The 21,051-nt window shown below is 52.8% G+C and carries 16 protein-coding genes; 8 read left to right on the top strand and 8 right to left on the bottom strand.

All coding sequences use genetic code 11. From position 1 onward, the window contains the following. The first annotated feature begins 6 nt into the window (after positions 1 to 6). The 6 genes from infB (at position 7) to nlpI (ending at position 7,956) form a co-directional block, all read left to right on the top strand. Positions 7 to 2,724, top strand: a complete 2,718-nt coding sequence (gene infB / locus NF212_RS14210; RefSeq protein WP_434356712.1) for a translation initiation factor IF-2 — start codon at positions 7 to 9, stop codon at positions 2,722 to 2,724. A gap of 73 nt (positions 2,725 to 2,797) precedes the next feature. Then, complete coding sequence (rbfA, locus tag NF212_RS14205; RefSeq protein ID WP_054672057.1) at positions 2,798 to 3,193, top strand: 30S ribosome-binding factor RbfA; 396 nt, start codon at positions 2,798 to 2,800, stop codon at positions 3,191 to 3,193. After that, positions 3,193 to 4,149, top strand: coding sequence for a tRNA pseudouridine(55) synthase TruB (truB, locus tag NF212_RS14200; RefSeq protein ID WP_434356709.1), 957 nt, complete (start codon positions 3,193 to 3,195; stop codon positions 4,147 to 4,149). Before rbfA ends, truB begins: the two co-directional genes overlap by 1 nt. A 162-nt stretch (positions 4,150 to 4,311) precedes the next feature. Beyond that, the gene (gene rpsO, locus NF212_RS14195; protein ID WP_054672088.1) at positions 4,312 to 4,581 is read left to right on the top strand and encodes a 30S ribosomal protein S15; all 270 of its coding nucleotides are present in this window, start codon (positions 4,312 to 4,314) and stop codon (positions 4,579 to 4,581) included. 278 nt (positions 4,582 to 4,859) lie between these two features. Beyond that, complete coding sequence (pnp, locus tag NF212_RS14190; protein ID WP_054672061.1) at positions 4,860 to 6,983, top strand: polyribonucleotide nucleotidyltransferase; 2,124 nt, start codon at positions 4,860 to 4,862, stop codon at positions 6,981 to 6,983. Positions 6,984 to 7,062: 79 nt separating this feature from the next. Continuing rightward, positions 7,063 to 7,956: a lipoprotein NlpI gene (gene nlpI, locus NF212_RS14185; RefSeq protein WP_434356706.1), complete on the top strand. Its 894-nt coding sequence runs from the start codon at positions 7,063 to 7,065 to the stop codon at positions 7,954 to 7,956. A gap of 78 nt (positions 7,957 to 8,034) precedes the next feature. Here nlpI and NF212_RS14180 read toward each other — a convergent pair whose 3' ends face one another. The 3 genes from NF212_RS14180 to NF212_RS14170 all read right to left on the bottom strand — a co-directional run bounded on the left by NF212_RS14180 (position 8,035) and on the right by NF212_RS14170 (position 12,064). Continuing rightward, positions 8,035 to 8,901: a U32 family peptidase gene (locus NF212_RS14180; RefSeq protein ID WP_434356704.1), complete on the bottom strand. Its 867-nt coding sequence runs from the start codon at positions 8,899 to 8,901 to the stop codon at positions 8,035 to 8,037. Between the two features lie 10 nt (positions 8,902 to 8,911). Then, on the bottom strand, positions 8,912 to 9,907 hold the full coding sequence (gene ubiU / locus NF212_RS14175; protein WP_434356702.1) for a ubiquinone anaerobic biosynthesis protein UbiU: 996 nt from the start codon (positions 9,905 to 9,907) through the stop codon (positions 8,912 to 8,914). 69 nt (positions 9,908 to 9,976) lie between these two features. Next, entirely contained in the window at positions 9,977 to 12,064 is a 2,088-nt protein-coding gene (locus NF212_RS14170) for a sensor domain-containing protein (protein ID WP_434356700.1), read from the bottom strand. Between the two features lie 345 nt (positions 12,065 to 12,409). Between NF212_RS14170 and ubiT the strand changes: the two genes are divergently transcribed. Continuing rightward, positions 12,410 to 12,934 carry a ubiquinone anaerobic biosynthesis accessory factor UbiT gene (gene ubiT / locus NF212_RS14165; RefSeq protein WP_434356698.1) on the top strand — a complete coding sequence of 175 codons (525 nt, stop codon included), beginning with the start codon at positions 12,410 to 12,412 and terminating at the stop codon, positions 12,932 to 12,934. After that, a complete protein-coding gene (locus tag NF212_RS14160; protein WP_434356696.1) occupies positions 12,900 to 13,421 on the top strand; it encodes a GNAT family N-acetyltransferase in 522 nt (173 codons plus the stop codon). Before ubiT ends, NF212_RS14160 begins: the two co-directional genes overlap by 35 nt. Before the next feature lie 54 nt (positions 13,422 to 13,475). Here NF212_RS14160 and NF212_RS14155 read toward each other — a convergent pair whose 3' ends face one another. From NF212_RS14155 to NF212_RS14135, 5 genes are all read right to left on the bottom strand, one after another. Beyond that, the gene (locus NF212_RS14155) at positions 13,476 to 15,395 is read right to left on the bottom strand and encodes an EAL domain-containing protein (protein WP_434356694.1); all 1,920 of its coding nucleotides are present in this window, start codon (positions 15,393 to 15,395) and stop codon (positions 13,476 to 13,478) included. A gap of 100 nt (positions 15,396 to 15,495) precedes the next feature. Next, complete coding sequence (locus NF212_RS14150; protein WP_434356692.1) at positions 15,496 to 16,089, bottom strand: OmpA family protein; 594 nt, start codon at positions 16,087 to 16,089, stop codon at positions 15,496 to 15,498. Then, positions 16,086 to 17,444, bottom strand: a complete 1,359-nt coding sequence (locus tag NF212_RS14145) for a TolC family outer membrane protein (RefSeq protein ID WP_434356690.1) — start codon at positions 17,442 to 17,444, stop codon at positions 16,086 to 16,088. Before NF212_RS14145 ends, NF212_RS14150 begins: the two co-directional genes overlap by 4 nt. Before the next feature lie 25 nt (positions 17,445 to 17,469). Then, positions 17,470 to 18,858, bottom strand: coding sequence for an HlyD family type I secretion periplasmic adaptor subunit (locus NF212_RS14140; protein ID WP_434356688.1), 1,389 nt, complete (start codon positions 18,856 to 18,858; stop codon positions 17,470 to 17,472). Continuing rightward, complete coding sequence (locus tag NF212_RS14135; protein ID WP_434356686.1) at positions 18,851 to 21,046, bottom strand: type I secretion system permease/ATPase; 2,196 nt, start codon at positions 21,044 to 21,046, stop codon at positions 18,851 to 18,853. Before NF212_RS14135 ends, NF212_RS14140 begins: the two co-directional genes overlap by 8 nt. Positions 21,047 to 21,051: the final 5 nt, after the last annotated feature.

Genomic DNA, 21,051 nt, shown 5'->3' with positions numbered 1-21,051 from the left:
AGCCGAATGTCAGAGGTTACAGTCAAAGCATTGGCGCAAGAAATTGACACACCAATCGATCGTCTGCTTAAGCAATTCGAGGACGCTGGTATCAGCAAGAAAGCTGACGATCTGGTGAAGCAGGAAGAAAAAGAAGCGCTGCTCAGCCACCTGAAAAGCACCCAGGGTGCATCAGGTAACGCTCCTACTCGCCTGACCCTTAAGCGTAAAACTCGCAGCACCCTGAGCATTTCGGGTGCTGGCGGTAAAAGCAAAGATGTTCAGGTTGAAGTTCGCAAGAAACGCACTTACGTAAAACGTGCGGATCTGGAAGAACAGCAGCGCGTCGAGGAAGAAGCCGCACAGCGTGAAGCTGAAGAGCAGGCGAAACGCGAAGCGGAAGAAGCTGCGCGCCTTGAGGCAGAAGCCCAGGCTAAGCGTGAAGCTGAAGAAAAAGCCCGCCGCGAAGCAGAGGAAGCAGCTAAACGAGAAGCAGAAGCTAAGCGTGCCGCAGAAGAGAAAGCGAAGCGCGAAGCAGAGGCAAAAGCTGTAAATCAATCAGCTATGCCGGATAAACAAGCTGAAGAAGAGGCTGCACGTAAGGCTGCTGAGGCGGAAGCGAAACGACAAGCTGATGAACTCAAGCGTCGCCGGGAAGAGGAAGCCAAGCGCAAAGCTGAAGAAGAGAGTCAGCGCCAGCTAGAAGAGGCACGCAAAATGGCAGAGAAAAACCAGGAACGCTGGAATGACCAGGAAAAAGCGACTGACGACGCGCAGGTAGAGGATTCCAGCCTGACTTCACGTTTTGCACGTGAAGCTGAAGACGAGCAGGCACGCCGTGCAGAAGCACCTCGCCGCCGTAAGAAGAAAAAATCTCAAGACGATGACGATCGTAACAGTCGTCGTGGTGGTAAAGCGAAAGCTAAGGGTGGCAAGCGCGCTAACCCTCAGGCTCTGCAACACGCTTTCCAGAAACCAGCCCAGAAAGTTAACCGCGATGTAGAGATCGGTGAAACCGTGACTGTCGCTGAGCTTGCTAACAAGATGGCCGTTAAAGCCACTGAAGTTATCAAGACCATGATGAAGATGGGTGCCATGGCAACCATCAACCAGGTTATCGACCAGGAAACTGCACAATTGGTTGCAGAGGAAATGGGTCACAACGTGGTACTTCGTCGTGAAAACGAACTGGAAGAAGCAGTACTGTCTGATCGTGATAACGATGCGGCAGTTGAATCACGCGCACCGGTTGTTACCATCATGGGTCACGTTGACCACGGTAAAACCTCGCTGCTGGACTACATCCGTAAGGAACACGTAGCAGAAGGCGAAGCGGGTGGTATTACCCAGCACATCGGTGCTTACCATGTTGAAACCAACAACGGTATGATCACCTTCCTGGATACTCCTGGACACGCCGCGTTTACCGCTATGCGTGCTCGTGGTGCCAAGGCAACGGATATCGTTATCCTGGTTGTTGCTGCAGACGACGGTGTAATGCCACAGACTATCGAAGCTGTTCAGCACGCGAAAGCGGCAGAAGTGCCTGTTATCGTTGCTGTTAACAAGATCGATAAGCCTGAAGCAGACCCAGACCGTGTGAAGAATGAACTGTCTCAGTACGGCATCATTGATGAAAGCTGGGGTGGTGAGAATATCTTCGTTCACGTTTCTGCCAAGCAGGGTACAAACGTAGACGATCTGCTGGACGCTGTTCTGCTGCAAGCCGAAGTTCTGGAACTGACTGCAGTTCGTGAAGGCATGGCAAGCGGTGTGGTTGTTGAATCACGCCTGGATAAGGGCCGTGGTCCTGTTGCAACTGTACTGGTTCAGTCTGGTACCCTGAAGAAGGGTGACATTGTACTGTGTGGCCTTGAGTATGGCCGCGTGCGTGCAATGCGTGACGAAAACGGTAAAGAAATCACTGAAGCTGGCCCATCTATCCCTGTAGAGGTTCTGGGTCTGTCTGGTGTACCGTCTGCCGGTGACGAAGCAACAGTTGTTCGCGATGAGCGTAAAGCCCGTGAAGTTGCCCTGTACCGTCAAGGCAAGTTCCGTGACGTGAAACTGGCCCGTCAGCAGAAAGCCAAGCTGGAAAACATGTTCTCAAACATGAGCGAAGGTGAAGTGGCTGAGCTGAACATCGTACTGAAAGCTGACGTACAGGGTTCTGTTGAAGCGATTGCTGAATCGCTGGCTAAGCTGTCTACAGACGAAGTGAAGGTTAAGATCGTAGGTTCAGGTGTTGGTGGTATTACCGAAACTGACGCTGTACTGGCGGCTGCTTCTAACGCTATCGTACTGGGCTTCAACGTTCGTGCCGATGCGTCTGCCCGTAAGGTGATTGAGACAGAAAACATCGAACTGCGTTACTACTCTGTCATCTATGCCCTGATTGACGAAGTTAAGCAGGCTATGAGTGGCATGCTGGCTCCTGAGTTCAGGCAGGAAATTATCGGTCTGGCTGAAGTTCGTGACGTATTCCGTTCACCTAAGTTCGGTGCGGTTGCTGGCTGTATGGTTACTGAAGGTACCATCAAGCGTAACAACCCAATCCGTGTACTGCGTGAAAACGTGGTTATCTATGAAGGTGAGCTGGAATCACTGCGTCGCTTCAAAGATGACGTGAACGAAGTGAAGAACGGTTACGAATGTGGTATCGGTGTGAAGAACTACAACGATGTCCGCGCTGGCGACCAGATCGAAGTGTACGAAATCATTGAAGTGAAACGTACCATCGATTAATGCTTCAACTCGCGATTGTTGACGTATTACATGGGGGGCGAACGCCCCCCATTTGTTGATAGAGAGACATTTCATGGCAAAAGAATTCAGCCGCACCCAGCGTGTGTCGCAGCAAATTCATAAAGAGCTGGCGATCATTCTGCAGCGTGAAATCAAAGATCCACGTATCGGTATGGTTACCATCTCAGGTGTAGACGTATCCCGTGATATGTCCTATGCAAAAATCTTCGTTACCTTCCTGACTACAGACGAAGAAAAAGCCAAAGAAAGCCTGGCAGCCCTGCGTGAAGCAGCTGGTTATGCCCGCTCGCTGCTTGGCAAGGCAATCCGCCTCCGTGTAACACCAGAATTGAACTTCGTATACGATGAATCACTGACTGAAGGTATGCGTATTTCAAACCTGGTTTCCCAGGCAGTACAAAGCGACAAAGCCCGCCGTGGCGATGAAGACGCTGAAGAGGAAGAGTAATGGCACGTCGTATGCGTCGCAGAGGCCGCCCTGTAAATGGCATCCTGCTGCTTGATAAACCGACCGGTATCACTTCCAACGATGCTCTGCAAAAAGTAAAGCGCATCTATTTTGCTGAGAAAGCCGGGCACACTGGTGCACTGGATCCTCTGGCGACAGGTATGCTGCCAATCTGTTTTGGTGAAGCAACCAAATTCTCCCAGTTCCTGCTTGATTCTGACAAGCGTTACCGCGTGGTAGCAAAGCTGGGTGAACGTACTGATACATCAGATGCAGATGGCGAAGTTATCCAGACTCGTGAAGTGAAGGTTAACCTTGGCCTGCTGGAACGTTGCGTTGCAAAGTTCCGTGGAGAAACCATGCAGGTTCCTTCCATGTTCTCTGCGCTGAAGTATCAGGGTAAACCTCTGTATGAATATGCGCGTGCTGGTATCGAAGTTCCTCGTGAAGCACGTCCGATTACGGTTTACCAGATTGACCTGCTGCGCTTTGAAGGTCACGAAATTGAGCTGGAAGTACACTGCTCAAAAGGCACTTACATCCGTACCATTGTTGATGACCTGGGCGAAATGCTGGGTTGCGGTGCGCACGTAACCGCGCTGCGCCGCATCGGTGTGTCCAAGTACCCGCTTACTCGCATGGTAACTCTGGAGCAACTGGAAGCACTGCTTGAGCAGGCCCGTGAGCAGGATATCCAGCCACGTGAACTGCTTGACCCTCTGCTGCTGCCTCTGGATACAGCCGTGCAGGACTTGCCTGAAAGCAACCTCATTCCGGTTGTCGCAGGTTACTTCCTGCAAGGTCAGCCGGTACAGGTACCGAATGCACCGCGTGAAGGTTTTGTCCGCGTGACTACCGGGGATGAAAGCAAGTTCATCGGCGTTGGCGAAATCGATGCTGATGGCTTGGTTGCCCCACGCCGACTGGTGGTAGAAACACCACGCCGCGAAGGTTAAGTCCTGTTACAAAATTGTCGGAATCTGAATAAAATTCCGGCAATTTGGCGGGGTTGCAGAGTTGCCTTTGATAAGGAAACTCTGTAGAATTCGCCGCCTCGGGTGTCGGCTGAATCAGAGATTGGCTGGCACAAATATATCAATCCTCAATTGGAGAAAATTATGTCTCTGAACGCTGAAACTAAAGCGAAAATCGTTGCTGAATACGCGCAAGGCGAAAACGACACTGGTTCACCAGAAGTACAGGTAGCTCTGCTGACTGCACAGATCAACCACCTGCAAGGTCACTTCGCTGAGCACAAGCAAGATCACCACAGCCGTCGTGGTCTGCTGCGCATGGTTTCTCGCCGTCGTAAGCTGCTGGACTACCTGAAGCGTAAAAACGCTGACCGTTACCTGGAGCTAATCAAGCGTCTGGGTCTGCGTCGCTAAGACAGCATTCCAAAGAAAGGAGCCTTCTGGCTCCTTTCTTCTTTTCGGGAGACTCATCTCCTGTATTACCCCGCATACCCGTGTATAATGTTCACGCCTTATATTCATAGCACAGTCAATTAACTCGACCAGCAGGTCGCGGCTACTGAAAATATCTTCACGCTCGCGCTTTCTTCCTAAGATGTTTTCACTAGTCGCGACGGTGTAATGAAAGGCAAAACATGTACTACATCCAGGCAGCAAAGGGCTTTCTGGATGCCTAACATAAGGAAATTTCCGTGAATCCTATCGTAAAAACGTTCCCTTACGGTAATCACACTGTCACTATTGAAACTGGCGTAATGGCTCGTCAGGCGACAGGTGCCGTGATGGTAAGCATGGACGATACTTCTGTATTCGTTTCTGTCGTTGGTAAGAAAGAAGCAGTTGAAGGTCAGGACTTCTTCCCTCTGACTGTAAACTACCAAGAGCGTACTTACGCTGCAGGTAAGATCCCTGGTGGTTTCTTCAAGCGTGAAGGTCGTCCTTCAGAAGGCGAAACCCTGACCGCACGTCTGATCGACCGTCCTATCCGTCCGCTTTTCCCGAATGGCTTCACTAACGAAGTACAGGTAATCGCGACTGTGGTTTCAGTAAACCCAGACGTTAGCCCTGATATCGTTGCCATGATCGGTACCTCTGCGGCTCTGGCTATCTCTGGTATCCCATTCAATGGTCCAATCGGCGCAGCTCGCGTTGGTTATATCAACGACGAACTGGTACTGAACCCAAGCATCAAAGAACTGGCCGAAAGCCGTCTGGACCTGGTTGTTGCTGGTACTGAGAACGCGGTTCTGATGGTTGAATCAGAAGCTGAGCGCCTGAGCGAAGAGCAAATGCTGCAAGCTGTGATCTTCGGTCACGATCAACAGCAAGTTGTTATCAACGCCATCAACGAATTCGCTGCTGAAGTGAATACCCCTAAGTGGCAGTGGGAAGCCAAGGCAGAGAACACTGAGCTGAAAGCCCGTGTTGCTGAGCTGGCTGAAGCCCGTTTTGTTGAAGCTTACCAGATCACTGAAAAGATGAAGCGCTACGAGCAAGTTGGCGTAATCAAGTCTGAAGTGGTTGATACCCTGATCGGTGAAAACGAAGAGCTGAATGAGCGCGAAATCCTCGACGTTCTGAGCAAGCTTGAGAAAAACGTTGTACGCAGCCGTATCCTTGACGGTCAGCCACGTATCGACGGCCGTGAAAAAGACATGGTTCGTGCCCTGGACGTTCGTACTGGCGTTCTGCCACGTACTCACGGCAGCGCACTGTTCACCCGTGGTGAAACTCAAGCAATGGTTGTTGCTACTCTGGGTACCCAGCGTGACGCACAGATTATCGACGAGCTGACAGGTGAGCGCAGCGACAACTTCCTGTTCCACTACAACTTCCCTCCATACTGTGTAGGTGAGACTGGCTTTATCGGTTCTCCTAAGCGCCGTGAAATCGGCCACGGCCGTCTGGCCAAGCGCGGTATCGCAGCGGTAATGCCATCACAGGAAGAATTCCCATACACCGTTCGTGTGGTTTCTGAAATCACCGAATCTAACGGTTCTTCTTCTATGGCTTCTGTATGTGGTTCTTCACTGGCTCTGATGGATGCCGGTGTGCCAATCAAGAAGTCTGTAGCCGGTATCGCGATGGGTCTGGTTAAAGAAGACGAGCGTTTTGTGGTTCTGTCTGACATCCTGGGTGACGAAGACCACCTGGGCGACATGGACTTCAAAGTAGCCGGTACTGACGACGGTGTAACTGCCCTGCAGATGGACATCAAGATCGAAGGTATCACCCGCGAAATCATGCAAATCGCCCTGAACCAGGCAAAAGGTGCACGTCTGCACATTCTGTCTGTTATGGATCAGGCTATCCCTGCTGCACGTGATGACATCTCTGAGTACGCGCCACGTATTCACACTATCAAGATCAGCCCAGACAAGATCAAAGACGTGATCGGTAAGGGTGGTTCTGTGATTCGTGCGCTGACTGAAGAGACTGGCACTACCATCGAAATCGAAGACGACGGTACTGTTAAGATCGCTGCAACCGAAGGTACTGCTGCTAAAGCCGCCATCGCTCGCATCGAAGCGCTGACTGCTGAAGTTGAAGTTGGCCGCATCTACACCGGTAAAGTAACCCGTATCGTTGATTTCGGTGCGTTTGTTTCTGTACTGGGTGCGAAAGAAGGTCTGGTTCACATTTCTCAAATCGCCAATGAGCGTGTTGAGAAGGTGAGCGACTACCTGACTATGGGCCAGGAAGTTCAGATCAAGGTTCTGGAAATCGACCGTCAGGGCCGTATCCGCCTGAGCATGAAAGAAGCTGTTGCTCAAGAAGCACCAGCGGCAGAAGCGCCACAGCAGCCAGAAGCTTAATATTGGCTGAATGCATTCCACAGGGATGCATGATATAAAAGGGGCAGATGATGCCCCTTTTTTTATGGAGATATGGGCTTTGACGGTGAAGAAATACCTGGCTCCTCTTTTACTGCTGCTGTTATCCGGCTGCGCGTCAACCGGTGATACCCAGTGGCGGTTTCCTCCTATGGCGATACCGTTGCAGCCCACCTTGCAGCAGGAAATCCAGCTGGCCCGCGTCGAACAGTTGCTGACAAGGGATGATCTCGACGACAAAACCCGGGCTCAACTTTACTACGAGCGTGGTCTTATCCATGACAGCCTTGGCCTTCGTGACCTCGCGCGCCTCGATTTCAACCAGTCACTTTCCCTGAAGCCGGATCAGCCGGATGTGTTCAACATCCTCGGGGTTTACTTTACCCAGAGCGGGCAGTTTGATGCCGCTTATGAAGCCTTTGATTCGACACTGGAACTGGACGGTACCCATACATTTGCTGAGCGCAACCGAGGCATTGCCCTGTATTACGGTGGCCGCTTCCCGCTAGCGTATGATGACCTGATTAAGCACTACCAAGAAGATATCAATGACCCGTACCGGGCTATATGGCTCTATTTGGTGGAGCTGGAGCTGAAAGATCCCCTTACAGCCAAACATAACCTCTCCACTCGCCTTGCTGCGTCAAACAAGCAAGACTGGGGGTGGCAGATCGCCCGACTGTATGCCGGTGATATCACTGAGCGGGATTTCTTCTACCAGATTGCAGCCACCAGCAAAGACAATGCTGAACTGGCCCAGCGCCTGACCGAAGGCTACTTCTATATCGGCAAGCAGTACCAATTCCATGGGGACCTGGATACAGCCATTGCGCTCTACAAACTGGCGATGGCCGGAAACGTCTATGAGTTTGTGGAGCACCGCTATGCGTGGCTTGAGCTGAGCCGGATTGCCTACAACAGCCAGCAACGCGCCTTGCCGGTTAACGGAAGTTGATACATAGCACTGCTATAAAGAAGCCGGGTTTTTAGCCCGGCTTTTTGCTGTTTGCGATAACGCGTTTTGGTATTGGTATCAGGATTGTACGCACATACCTGCAACCTGGTGCCAGTAGCCGTTGCACTGGCGGTCTAGTTTCACCGGTGAGCCGTCATGGTGACGGAACTGACGGACAGTATCCAGTGTTTCGAGGCCGAGTGGGCTGATTCGGACAACATCCACCAAATCTTCCATACCCTTGAGGTCATTGATGAGGTTATAGCAGTAACCGGACTGGGTCTGGATACCGTTGAGGGTAAACACTTCCTGTCCCTCCTGGCTGGCAATCCGGATACCCTGAGGGTAGTTGATGCAGCAGGTCTTGCATTCATCCTTCGGCTTGTCTTCCGCGCGGGCAGTGAAGCATCGTGCAGAGTAGGCCAGAGGCAGGTACCCGTAGCTGAACACTTCTACTTCAAATTTGTTACGAATGCCGATTTCATCTGCCTGAGCCATGGTATTGGCCAGCCAGTCGCGGGAGAGCTCTACCGGCATACACCAGCGGGTCATGCCTTGTTCGAGCAGGATACGCAGGCTGTGTGCGTTGTAGATGTTAAGGGCAGGACCGGCAACAAACGGGATTTTTTTCTCGTGGGCCAGATGCACAGCGGAAACGTCGTTGGCTTCAATGATAAATTCACCATTGTCGACGTATTGCTGCATCACCTTAACTTCGCTCGGCGCTTCCAGCAGCGCCATGGTGGAGAGCACAACCTGCTTACCGGCAGCTGCCAGCTCCTGAGCCAGGTTCTGCCAGTCACCCGGCTTCAGTTCCCGGCGCTTGGAACACACGGTTTCACCCAGGTAGATAATGTCTGCATCACACTCTTTGGCTGCATGGTAGAACGCTTCCACGTCTGTTTTTGGCCAAAAATAAAGCAGTGGACCCAACGCGTATTTCATCTCTGCTCTCCTATTGCCATTTACGGTGGTAAGCGCCAAGTGTCGTCTGGCGGCCTTCAGATACGTTGCCTAAAGTGGCATCCCAGGCAGCCTCTACCAGATAACCTTCCGGGTTTGCCTTGTAGCGGTCAATGGCTGCACGCCAGGTTTTGGTCACCTGCTCGACATATGCGGGGCTGCGCTGGCGGCCTTCGATTTTCACAGAAGCAATGTTGGCGGCAAAGAGCTCAGGCAGGATGGAAAGGGTATTTAAGCTGGTTGGTTCTTCCAGTGCGTGGTAAGGGTCGCCGTCTGAAACAAAGCGGCCTTTGCACAGGGTAGGGTAACCGGCATTTTCACCTTTGCCATATCGGTCAATAAGCACGTCATTCAGACGGGATTCCAGTCCTTTGTCTGTTTCTTGCCAGCGTACATACTTAGCCGGGGAGCAGGCACCGACGGTATTCGGGGATTCGCCGGTCATGTAGGAAGAGAGGTAGCAACGGCCTTCAGACATGATGCACAGGCTGCCAAAGGCAAACACTTCCAGCTCCACGTCGACCTGCTTGGCGAGCGATTTTACCTGGTGGATAGAGAGGACGCGTGGCAGAACTACACGCTTCACACCGAAATTCTGGTGATAGAAATCAATGGCCGCCTTGTTGGTGGCGGAAGCCTGTACAGACAGGTGAAGCTCCAGATCCGGGTGGCGGCGGGCTGCATAATCAAGTACTGCCATGTCCGCCACGATCAGAGCGTCTATGCCGAGGTCGGCCGCTTCGTCAACGGCACGGGTCCAGCGTTCGAAGCCGTCAGGGTGAGCAAATGTGTTGATGGCGACATGTAGCTTTCGGTTGTGTTGGTGCACATAGTCGACCGCTTTTTCCAGCTTTTTGCCGTTAAAGTTGAGGCCGGCAAAGTGCCGGGCGTTGGTATCGTCTTTGAATCCGATGTAAACGGCATCAGCGCCGTTATCAATCGCAGTTTTCAGCGCAGGAAGGTTTCCCGCCGGGCACAGTAGTTCCATGTCGTCACTGCCTGGTCAGTTACTTTAGCCGGTTATTGTAAAAAAGCGGCCGAGACGGCCGCTTTGATATCAGGCAGGTTTTTGCGATATAGGTGCAGGAACTGAACGGCGTTTCTGGTGTTGTTTGAGCAGAAGCCCTTCGAATTCCTTGCGTGGTTGCGGGCGATGGAAGTGGAAACCCTGAATACCGTCACAATTGAGGTTGGACAATACCATTGCCTGCTCCTTGGTCTCCACACCTTCGGCCACGACAGACATATTCAGGGCACGGCCAAGGTTAATGATGCTTTCCACCAGGGTGACCTGCTTGGGGGTTTTGTCCATATCATTGATGAACTGGCGGTCTATCTTGAGTTCATCCAGTGGGAAACGGGCCAGGTAGGAAAGGGATGAGTAGCCGGTCCCAAAGTCATCAATTGACAGGGCAAAGCCCATTTTCTTGATGGCCTTTAGCATCTGGATGGCATGGTCGCCATCACTCATTACCGCACTTTCCGTCAGCTCAAACGTGATGGCGCGGGGATCCACACTGGTTACCTTTTGAAGCTGCTGGATATGCTCAATGAGGTTAGGGTTGCGGAACTGCTGCGGTGAAAGGTTGATGGCGACGCGGCCCGGCAGCAGCTTTTGCACCTGCCAGCGGCGTACACACTGGAAAACATCGCGCATGATAACCCGGCCAAGTTGCTCAATCAGGCCAGAGCGCTCTGCAACCGGGATGAATTCCCCCGGGTTAATGTAGCCTTCAATCGGGTGTTTCCAACGCACCAGTGCCTCAGCTCCGTTAATGGTAAAGTCACGGGCGCTGACTTTGGGCTGAAACCAGACTTCAAGGCCGTTGTTCTGCAATGCTTTCTGGAGCTCGATTTCCAGCCACAGACGTTTGCGCGCCTCTTTGGTCATCTGGTTGTGGAAACAGGCGATGCGGTTTCGGCCCTGCTCCTTAGCTTCATACATGGCGGTGTCAACGTTTTGCAACAGGGAGCGGGCGTTGTCACCATCCCCCGGGTATTGCACCATGCCGATAGAGCACACCAGGTACTTACTGAAATGGAGCAGGTCAAAAGGCTGCTTTATTAACGCCTTAACCTGTTCGGCCATGCGAAGGCCTTCCTCCTGCTGGGCTATCTCAGGCATCAGGATGGCAAATTCGTCACCGCCAAGGTGACCGAGGATAGCTGATTCAGGAAGCATGCGGCGCAGGCGGGATGCAATTTCCTGCAGCACTTTGTCACCGATATGGTGGCCAAGGGAGTCATTGATATTTTTGAAGTTGTCCACATCGAGGTGGAGCATGATAAGCGGTGTACCGGCTTCAACATATTCTTCAAGGCGCCGCGTGAAACCGTGCCGGTTGTAAAGCCCTGTCAGAGGGTCAAAGTGTGCCAGCTTCTGGTAGGCGTTATCGTGCTTTTCCCCTTCGGTAACAACCTGTTTTTCACGGATAACAACCAAGTAAACCTGGCTGCTGAGAAGGTGAATGGCTGACTGGGTAATCACCAGGCTACGTTCAATGGTGCTGCGAGGGCTGGTTTTGCATTCAAGCCAGTGGCCGTCAGGGAGGCCATCCAACTGTTTCCCGACGTCGTTTTCCCCTTTCATGCTGACAACCAGCTCACCGAGCTCGTTGCCGAGAATTTCATTGATAGCATCAAAGCCGAGCAAGGAGACGGCCCGGTCATTCGCCGTTAGTATTTGGCCGTTGTCTGTGACACAAAACCCCTCATCCATCAACTCGGTCAGTTTGTCGAATTTCTCCTGTACCTCTTCCATGGCATGCAGCAATACCTGGCGCTCTGAAGTGTCAGCCGCATGGAAAATAACGCCGTCAACAGTGTCACTGGCCGGATTGAGTTTCAGCGGGCACGCGCTGAAATGAAAGCTGGATTCGTGGAAACCGTCGGTCAACTGGATTTCAGCTTCAACCTCGTTTCCATTCAATGCTTGTATGTAGTGGGGACGAAGTTTTTCATAAAACGCCTGTCCGAATACATCGGCGTCATTTTTCCCTCTGAGCTCTTCAGGTGTCAGTCCGGATATTTCGCTGTAACGGTTGTTAGCAGCTAAATACCGATGATTAGCGTCCAAAACAGCAAACAGGAAAGGGCTGTTGTTCGTTAATAAGGGAAAAAGAGTCAGCAATTGCTCCAACTGCATCTACACACCAATTCTTCGTCAGCATTGAATACTCATGCACACATCGCATGTTGTACGGAAAAGGTGGGGGTTCTGATGTGCTGCAATCAGTCCGGGCTTCCAGCCCTTTCATCAGTGTTCCGGCTTAATGCTTGGGTCAAAAAAAGACCTGCTCCCACAGAATTCTGCACGACGAGGTGCCCGAGTATTAAAATTCAGTAAAATACAAAGAAACTATATAACGGCTAAAGTACGGGAAAAAGAATTAACGTGATTCTAGGCTGTTTTTTGATGCAACCCAGCACTTTTCGGGATTAGAGTGGCATAAAATAGCTGAATATGCATAACCATACTGGTACGTAAATCATGTTCAACACCTTGAGAAGCACCCTGGTTCGGCAAACACCGGGTATCCTGAAAGTTCCCGCACAGCTGGTTCCTTTTTCCGTACGCCAGAAAGTGATGCTTGAGACCTTAAAGCGTGTTTACCATGAAGCACTTGATGATGGTGATTTTGAATTTTTGGAAGGCCGCTGGCTGGAAGTGAATGTTCGCGACCTCGGTGTTAAAAGCTATATCAGCTACCAAGATGAAAAACTGGTGGTAGCGGAGCGAATTGAACAGCCGGATGTGGTGTTCAGTGCAGGCCTCAATGACCTGATTTTGATTGCCGCCCGCAAAGAAGACCCTGATACTCTTTTCTTCCAGCGCCGGCTTTCCATTGAAGGCGATACTGAACTCGGCCTGGAAGTAAAAAACCTGATGGACGGTATCGATCTGGATACCCTACCGTCATTCCTTCGCCAGGCGCTGATGCAGCTGGCTGACTTTATTGGAAAAGGCTTGGCTGAGAAACATGACACTGAATACCGACACGCTCATCAGATCTGAAATAGGTATGGACATCCCAGGGGTGTCCGCCGTTGAAAAAGCCGCTTTTGAAACCGATGCTGAGATGCGGCTGGTAGAGATGCTGCGCGAAGACGGCCTGCTGACGCTGTCACTGGTCGCAGTGACAGATGAAGGTGAAGTCGTAGGACACGCAGCATTCAGCCCGGTTGAGGTAGAAGGCAGTGACGGAAACTGGCAGGGGCTGGCCCCGGTTGCGGTGCATCCCGACTGGCAGGGTAAGGGGATTGGCGCTGCGCTGGTTGAAGAAGGTATTTCGACGCTGGGTGAGCTTGGCTACCCGGCAGTTGTCGTCCTGGGCGATCCGCTTTACTACCGCCGCTTTGGATTTGAAACCGCTGCTGACTACGGGCTTCTTTGCCATTGGCCGGTACCGCCAGAAGCTTTCATGGTTCTGCCGCTTCAGGAAGGCGTGTTGGAAGGCGTAAAAGGGCAGGTAGCCTACAGCGAACCGTTCAGCAAAATGTAACGGTTAAACCTGCCCGGTATCCTACCGGGCAGGTTACACATCTTCAGTCGCCCGTCAGCTTAGGCTGATTTGAGGTGAAATCTCTCCCTGGTATCCCCAAAGCTCCTGCCCTTCAAACCGTTTTAACTGTCCGGTATGTGTGATACCGGTGGCCACCACCCGGATCCCGAGACTATTAGCCATGTTAATCACCGGCAGAATCAGCAGGCCGTTGCTCTCCAGTTCATCCTCACGACTGAATGACTGGTCAAGCTTGATGTAATCCGGGTGCAGGCTTTGCAGGTAGTTAAATGTGCCGGTATGGCGTCCTACCTGATCGATTCCCAGTGCGATTCCCGCATCCTTTAGCTGCCGGCAGAATCGGGCAGTGGATTCCGGGTATTTGATGGCACTGGATTCACTGATTTCTGCTATAAAACGGCCTTCCAGCCCAAAACTGTCGAGCGTGCTCACCAGCCAGCCAACAAAGCCGGCATCGCGGATAGCGTCGGAGGTAATGTTCCGGCTGAATGGCAGGGCATCGGTCTGTCGCTGGGCTGCCTTGCAACTAGCTTCCGTTGCCTTGCGGTCAAATTCAGCGCCCAGTTCCAGACGGTGGATGTGTGGAAGGAGACGTGCTGCCGGCAGAAATTCCCCGTTGACCTTCAGTTGGCAATAGACCTCATGACTGACCGGGTTTCCGGTTTTTGCATCAAGTACAGAAGCACCGTTAAGAGCAATGTCACCGTTTTCAATCGCATCGGTGAGATACTGGCGCCACTGCTGCCGGGTGTAATTGTTGATGGTACTGTCTGCGACAACAAAACAGCGGTTGTCTTCCAATGCCAGTTGAAGTGCGTTGTCGGCCTTGGCCAGGAAGTCATGTGACGAGAGCTGTGGCTCTTTTTCTGCAAGGCCCAGGGTGAAGCCTTTTTCCATTTCAATGCCTGACTGGGCAAGCTCATTGTTAAGCAACCGGATAAGCTCCTGAAGAACCTTCATGCCGTCGTTGTGGTCCAGGCCTGGCAGCATGATAGCTATCTCTCCCCGGTTAAGTCTGGCCGCCAGAGCCTCATGATAGGGGGACAACATGGAGTTAAGTGCATTTTTCAGGAGGCGCCAGCTTTCATCACGCACCTGGTAGCCGTAACGCTGGTGGAGGAGATCAAGCCAGTTAAGGCGAGCCAGAATCAGAACACCGCCTTGCCCGTCATCCATCCAGCTTGCCATGCGCCGGTTGAAGTACTGGCGGTTTGGCAGGCCGGAGGGGGCGTCATAGAGCATTTTTTCCCGCAGTTGCTCCACCTCTTCATTAAGTGTGGAGAACATCTGGTTGAGCTGTTCTGCCATCCGGTTGAAAGCATTGGCCAATTGCCTGAACTCCTTGCCATGGGGCTGGGGGATCGGCTGAGAAAAATCGAGGCGGGCAATACGCTCTGCGCCAGCAGTCAATGCCGGTACCGGGCTAAGCAGTTTTGAGATTATCAGGTGAATGATCAGGCTGAGGATTACCACCATTGCCAGCGTAAATGCCAGCATTGGTACAGTCAGTGACCATAAAACGGAATAAGCTTTCTCGGCAGAAAAAGTAACTTTAAGCTGTGCAAGGTCGAGCCAGCCGGAACGTACTGTGGAGGAGACGGTTACGGGCTGGATCAGGCCGGTCTGACGGAACCAGTCAGGTACATCCGTGGCGGTATATTTCTCTGCCCGCCAGTACTGTTTTGTACCATCAATCAGCCATATCAGTGTTGCTTCGCTGATATTCCGGTTCGACATCAGGGAATGGAACAACGAGGCACTTTGGTCGTGGTCGTTGCTCTCAAGAATCGGGATCAGTGAATAGTTAATATTGCTGAGCAAGGTATTAGCGTTGGTTTGCAACTGTTGCTGGAGAAATGCTACGTGCCGGTTGAACTGTACATAGCTGGTGATGCTGCACAGCAACAGAACGATGGTCATCATCGCCAGGTTGATTTTTTTTATCAGTGTCATCAAAGTTTCCCGGTATGCCTGAAACAGTGAGCCGGACACAACCCGGGCAGGTATTGGTATGCCCGGGTTGTTGAATGGCAGAGTGTTTCTGCTATGGCTGTCAGTCCACGCTGTAAATGGTCCAGATCATGTCGGTGACATCTTCTGAACCGGTTACATCTGCGATTACACGGCGGTTCTTTGCATCTGCTTCCGGTGTGTTGGCCGTGTCCAGCAGGCGGGTTTCACCAAAGCCCTTTGCGGTTACGCGATCAGCCGCAATATGGAACTTGTCTACCAGCACATTGGCAATGGCATCAGCGCGACTTTGTGAAAGCGTCATATTATGTTCAGAACGGCCTACTGCACTGGCATGTCCCTCAATGACCACCTGGGTGTGGGGGTGGCTTTTCAGGAAATCAGCCACTTTGGCAATATCTTTGTAGAATTGCTGGGCTACGACAGAAGAGTCGTTGGCAAAGCGCACGTTGAGGTGGATACGTTTTTCAACCGGCTTCTGGTTACCGCAACCGTCATTATTGACCCATGCCCCCTCAAGGGTTTCCGGACACTGTTCCCGAGCGGTGATAACACCGTCCCCATCCTGGTCCTGCAGCGCCGGTGTGATGCTGCCGGATGTTGGCATGGTGACAATTTCCTGGTTGCTGCAACCGGCCATCAACAGGATGGAAAGGCCAATCAGTGTGCGTTTCATCGTGTGATTCCTCCTTCGTATTGATCTTCACCTTGCCAGATATCCGGTGCTGTAACGCGCAGGGATGACAGCAGGCTGCCGGTAGCGTTGAGAATACGGTACTGGGCAATCAGGTGGTCATACTCTGCGTTGATGTAGTCTTTACGGGCATTGAACAGCTCGTTTTCTGCATCCAGAACGTCAAGCAGGGTACGTTGGCCGATGCGGAATTGCTGGTCGTAGGCTTCGAGCGTCTGTTTGGCTGCAATGACGTGTTCTTTCAGGAACTTCATTTGCTGCAGGAGGCTTTCAGAGGCATTCCACGCCAGGGTGGTGCCTTCTACTACTTCACGGAAGGTGTTCTGTTCAATCTCCTGTGCCTGTCCCAGTTTGTAGGATGCTTCCCGCTCACGGGCTGAGTCACTGCCACCGTTGAACAGGTTGTAACGCATCCGGACCATCGCCTGCAGGTCATTGGCATAACCTTCTGTACCGCCGAGGTTATTGTTCCAACCACCGTTCAGCTCAACACTGACTTCCGGGTAATAGTTGGACTTGGCTGATTTGCGCTCAAAGCGGGCGGCTTCAATGTCATTCATTGCTGAATGCAGGGCTGGTTGGTTGGCCTTGGCTTCTTCCAGTGCAGCCTTGAGGTCTTTGGGCAACATAGAGGTGTCAGGCATAGGTTTGATCAAATCTTTGGGTGCCTGGTTGACCACACGGAAAAACTGGCTTTCGGTATCAAGCAGATTGTTTTTTGCCGAAATCAGGTTGGCGCGTGCGCGGGCAAGGCGACCGGTTACCTGTGACAGGTCGGCAGTGGAGCCAAGACCGTATTCGGTTTTCTGTTTGATCTGGTCGTAGGTTTCTTCGTGGCTCTTGAGGTTCTTCTCAGACAGTACCACTACCTGCTTTGCACGAAGGTAATTCAGGTACACTTTGACGGCATCCAACGCCTTGTTTTCCGCTGTACCGTATAGCTTCCATTGCTCAGAGCTGGCTTCACGGCTGAAGCGGTCCACTTCGTTGGCGGTACGGAACCCGTCAAAAAGTACCTGCTTGATAGATACCCCGGCTTCACCGCGGTTGAGGCTGGTGGTTCCCCCTTTGGCGCGGGAAACCGGGTTGTCCACTTCTTCGCGGCCGATTCCTGCGGTCAGGTCGATGGTTGGAAGGTAACCGGCCTGGGCCTGGTTAACCTGTTCTTCGCGTGCCTTAAACTGATTGAATGCCTGGCGGATCGCCGGATTGGTATCCAGGGTATTGGCGACCGCCTGTTCCAGGGTCTGGCTGCATGCCAGCCCCGGTGTCAGTGCGGATGCGATGGCAAGCGCGGCCAAACTCCGCTTAGCATGGCGGAGCAAGGGATGGTTCATTACAGTTCTCCTGTTGTTTTTGTTGTTAACGTTCACGGAGCGCATTTTCTTTGGCTCGCAGGATAGGGTTCAGGATGTAGTCCAGTACCGTGCGTTTGCCGGTAATGATGTCCACCGAGGTCAGCATGCCCGGGATAATCGGCATTGGAGTGCCATCATTGCGGGTCAGGCTGGAGCGGTTGGTACGGATACGGACCAGGTAGAAGCTGTTGCCTTCCTTATCCTGAGTGGTGTCAGCACTGATGTGCTCAACGGTGCCCTTGAGTCCCCCATAGCGGGTGAAATCGTAGGCCGTGACCTTCACCACTGCCGGCAGGCCTGGGTGAAGAAAAGCGATGTCCTTCGGTTTAACCTTGGCTTCAATCAGCAACTGGTCTTCTGTCGGTACAATTTCCAGGATGTCTTCACCCGGGCGGACGACCCCCCCCAGCGTGTTGATATGGATGGTTTTGATTGAACCGGTTACCGGGGAATAGATAACTGCTTTGTCGACCTTGTCCTGTGCGCCCACCTGAGCCTGATTGAGGCGGGAAAGCTTGGTCTCCAGTTCGCTCAGCTTGGATCGGGTGTCGTTGGTAAAAGCGAGCACGGCTTCGCGGCGTTTGAGAATGGCTTCATCAAAGGTCGCCTTGATTTTCGGCTGGGTCTGCTTGAGTGAGGCAAGCTGGCCACGCATATCGTTGACCTGCCTTTGCAACTTGAGCAGTTCCACTTCTGGCACAATGCCTTTTTTCGCCAGAGGCTTAGTCATCGACAGCTCTCTGGTGATGAGCTTGAGGCTGTTTTTGATGGTCTGGATCTTGGTTTGCAGCTCGTTGCTTTCCTGCTGCTTTTGCAGGATCTGGCGGGCGAGGATATCAACGCTGTTTTTCAGGTTGTCCAGTCGGCCAGCGTATTCCTGGCGTTGACGGGAAACCAGTTCTGGTTCGCCACTTTCCAAATCAGCCGGGAACGCAAGCGGGGCTTTGTCGATACGGACCTGCTCACGCCAGTCAGATGAAACCGGCGCGAGCTTGATGCTGGCAAGTTCCTGTTTCATCCTGAGAATGTTGGCGCGCAGGCTGTCCTGTTCTTCTTCTTGCTGGGCAAGGTCGGAACGAAAACGCGTGTCGTCAATTCTTACCAGCGGTTCACCTTTGATTACGGCCTGGCCGGTTTTAACGTACATATCTTCAAGGATGCCGCCGTCAAGGCTCTGGATAACCTGGACCTGGGTGGACGGTATCACTTTGCCGGTTGCCCGGGTTACCCGGTCGAGAGAAGCAAAGTTGGCCCAGATGATAAACAGCAACACCATGGTGACGATGGTCCAGACAATCCAGCGGTAGCGCACCGGCGCTTCCATCATCATGGCACCGTATACGTCGTCCACCATTTCCAGCTCTGTCGGGGTCATGGATACCGGCTTATTCATGCTGCCCTCCTGCCTGGATGCGTTGTGGCTCCTGATGGCCATGGAGTTTTGCCATCACTTGCTCACGTGGGCCATCGAGGACGATTCGGCCGTTGTCGACCACGATAATGCGGTCTACCAGGTTGAGCAGGGACATCTTGTGGGTGACGAGCAGCAGCGTACGTTCACTGCTGACCCGCATCATGGCGTGAGTGAACTGTTTCTCTGCGGTGGCATCCATACTGGCGGTGGGTTCGTCCATCACCAGTATTGGCGGATCGTTGAGGATCGCGCGGGCAAGGGCTACGGACTGGCGCTGTCCCCGGGAAAGGGTTTCTCCCAGCTCTCCGACTTCTTTGTCCAGACCCTCGGAATCCTTGCTGGTGAACATGCCAACACCGGACAGTTGCACTGCCCTGATCAACTGGTGTTCGCTGACCTGGCGGGTGCCGAACATGATGTTGTCGCGGATGGAACCGTGGAACAGGGTGATGTCCTGCGGCATGTAACCGACGTTGTGGCGAAGGTCTGCCGGGTGGATCTGTTTGCTGTCGATGCCGTCATAGCGCAGGCTGCCCTGGCTTGGGTGGAAAAGGCCAGCCATCATCTTCAACAGCGATGTTTTTCCCGAACCATTCTTGCCGATAATAGCGATTCGCTCTCCGGCATTGATGGTCAGGGAGCTTGGGTAGATCACCGGCTTTTCTGAGTTCGGGTAGGTAAATCCGATGTTGTCAGCCTGGATATGGCCGCTCAGGCGTTTGCGGCTGATAAGGTGGCCTTTGTCGGCGAACTCATCTTCCGCATTCATAATGGTATCAAGCTGGCGAAGGGCGCTGGCTGTCTGGTTGGTACGGGTCAGCAGGTTGGCAAGCTGTGCCATCGGTGCCACAGCGCGGCCAGATAGCATCACTGCTGCAATAATGCCGCCCATGGAAAGTTCTCCCTGAGACAAGCGATATACCCCGAGGATGACTACAACAATAGAGGTCATCTGGGTGACGAAGGTTGCCAGGTAGGAGACCGACTGGGAGATCTTTTTAACCTTGAGGTTCCAGTTGGCGGTGTGAGCAATCATCTGCTGCCAGGTACGCTGTACCAGCCCTTCAGCAACGCTTGCCTTGATAGATTCAATGGCAGAAAGGCTTTCCACCAGGTGGCCGTTTTTCAGACTTGCGAACTTATTGCTTTCCTCAATGGCTTCTCGCAGGCGCGGCTGTACCCAGAAGGTGTACCCGATAATCAGCAGGCCGGCAAAAAACGGCACGGCAGCAAGGTCGCCGGACACCACATAAATTACAAACAGGAAGAACAGGGCGAATGGCAGGTCTACCAGGGTGGTCAGGGTTGCGGAAGTCAGCATATCCCTGACGGAATCAAACTCGCTCATCTGTTTTGCCATGCCGCCGACACTTGGCGAGCGGTTTGCCAGGGGCATCCCCATCAGTTTGGCAAACAGGCGGGAAGAGACAATGATGTCGATTTTTTTCCCGGCTATGTCGATAAGCGAGCTGCGAAGTGAGCGCAGGGTGAAGTCAAAAATAAACGCCAGTGCCGCACCGCTTGCCAGAACCCAGAGGGATTCGAAGGCAAGGTTGGGGACAATCTTGTCGTAGACGTTCATCATAAACAGGGGGGATACCAGCGCGAACAGGTTTATCACCAGTGAAGCCAGCAGCGCATCCCGGTAGATGGGCATGGCGTCACGCAGCATGACCTTGAGCCAGTGTTCCTGGGTGTTGTGCAGGTGGAGGTCGACACTGCGGTCACCCCGGTACTGCATTTTTACCAGGATGGTATAGCCGGTATAGATGGCCTCCAGCTCTTCGAGCGGGATTTCTGTTTCACCGCCGTTTTCAGGCAACTGGATTACCGCGACATTGCGCCCATTCTCTGATCCCATCCGGTGTAACAGGCAAGCTTTCTGGTCCCTGAGCAGTAATACGCATGGGAACAGCATGGATGAAATCTGGTCGAGCGGTTTTCGAAGCAGGCGAGCACTTAACCCCGCCCGGCCAGCCGCCTGGGGGAAAAGCCCTGGCGTCAGGCAGGCACCGGTCATCGGAAGCCCGGCTGTCAGCGCATCACTGGAGCAGGGGTTACCGTAGTGCTCGGTAAGCAGTACCAGACAGTCAAGCAAGGGGTCTTCGGTGGTCTGGGCCGAGGCCGGAATACTCCACTGCGGTTTCAATTTGGTGGTTGAAGTCACCGCGA

The sequence above is a fragment of the Parasalinivibrio latis genome, from assembly GCF_036825535.1.
Lineage (GTDB): Bacteria > Pseudomonadota > Gammaproteobacteria > Enterobacterales > Vibrionaceae > Parasalinivibrio > Parasalinivibrio latis.
This window is presented reverse-complemented; position numbering and strand designations above follow the sequence as displayed.

What these genes read in the sequence shown, in the direction of transcription:
- NF212_RS14140 (WP_434356688.1), bottom strand. Translation starts at nt 18,858, where the DNA reads ATGAATAAGCCGGTATCCATGACCCCGACAGAGCTGGAAATGGTGGAC.
- rpsO (WP_054672088.1), top strand. Translation starts at nt 4,312, where the DNA reads ATGTCTCTGAACGCTGAAACTAAAGCGAAAATCGTTGCTGAATACGCG.
- NF212_RS14180 (WP_434356704.1), bottom strand. Translation starts at nt 8,901, where the DNA reads ATGAAATACGCGTTGGGTCCACTGCTTTATTTTTGGCCAAAAACAGAC.
- NF212_RS14170 (WP_434356700.1), bottom strand. Translation starts at nt 12,064, where the DNA reads ATGCAGTTGGAGCAATTGCTGACTCTTTTTCCCTTATTAACGAACAAC.
- NF212_RS14160 (WP_434356696.1), top strand. Translation starts at nt 12,900, where the DNA reads ATGACACTGAATACCGACACGCTCATCAGATCTGAAATAGGTATGGAC.
- NF212_RS14155 (WP_434356694.1), bottom strand. Translation starts at nt 15,395, where the DNA reads ATGACACTGATAAAAAAAATCAACCTGGCGATGATGACCATCGTTCTG.
- NF212_RS14150 (WP_434356692.1), bottom strand. Translation starts at nt 16,089, where the DNA reads ATGAAACGCACACTGATTGGCCTTTCCATCCTGTTGATGGCCGGTTGC.
- rbfA (WP_054672057.1), top strand. Translation starts at nt 2,798, where the DNA reads ATGGCAAAAGAATTCAGCCGCACCCAGCGTGTGTCGCAGCAAATTCAT.
- NF212_RS14145 (WP_434356690.1), bottom strand. Translation starts at nt 17,444, where the DNA reads ATGAACCATCCCTTGCTCCGCCATGCTAAGCGGAGTTTGGCCGCGCTT.
- infB (WP_434356712.1), top strand. Translation starts at nt 7, where the DNA reads ATGTCAGAGGTTACAGTCAAAGCATTGGCGCAAGAAATTGACACACCA.
- ubiT (WP_434356698.1), top strand. Translation starts at nt 12,410, where the DNA reads ATGTTCAACACCTTGAGAAGCACCCTGGTTCGGCAAACACCGGGTATC.
- ubiU (WP_434356702.1), bottom strand. Translation starts at nt 9,907, where the DNA reads ATGGAACTACTGTGCCCGGCGGGAAACCTTCCTGCGCTGAAAACTGCG.
- truB (WP_434356709.1), top strand. Translation starts at nt 3,193, where the DNA reads ATGGCACGTCGTATGCGTCGCAGAGGCCGCCCTGTAAATGGCATCCTG.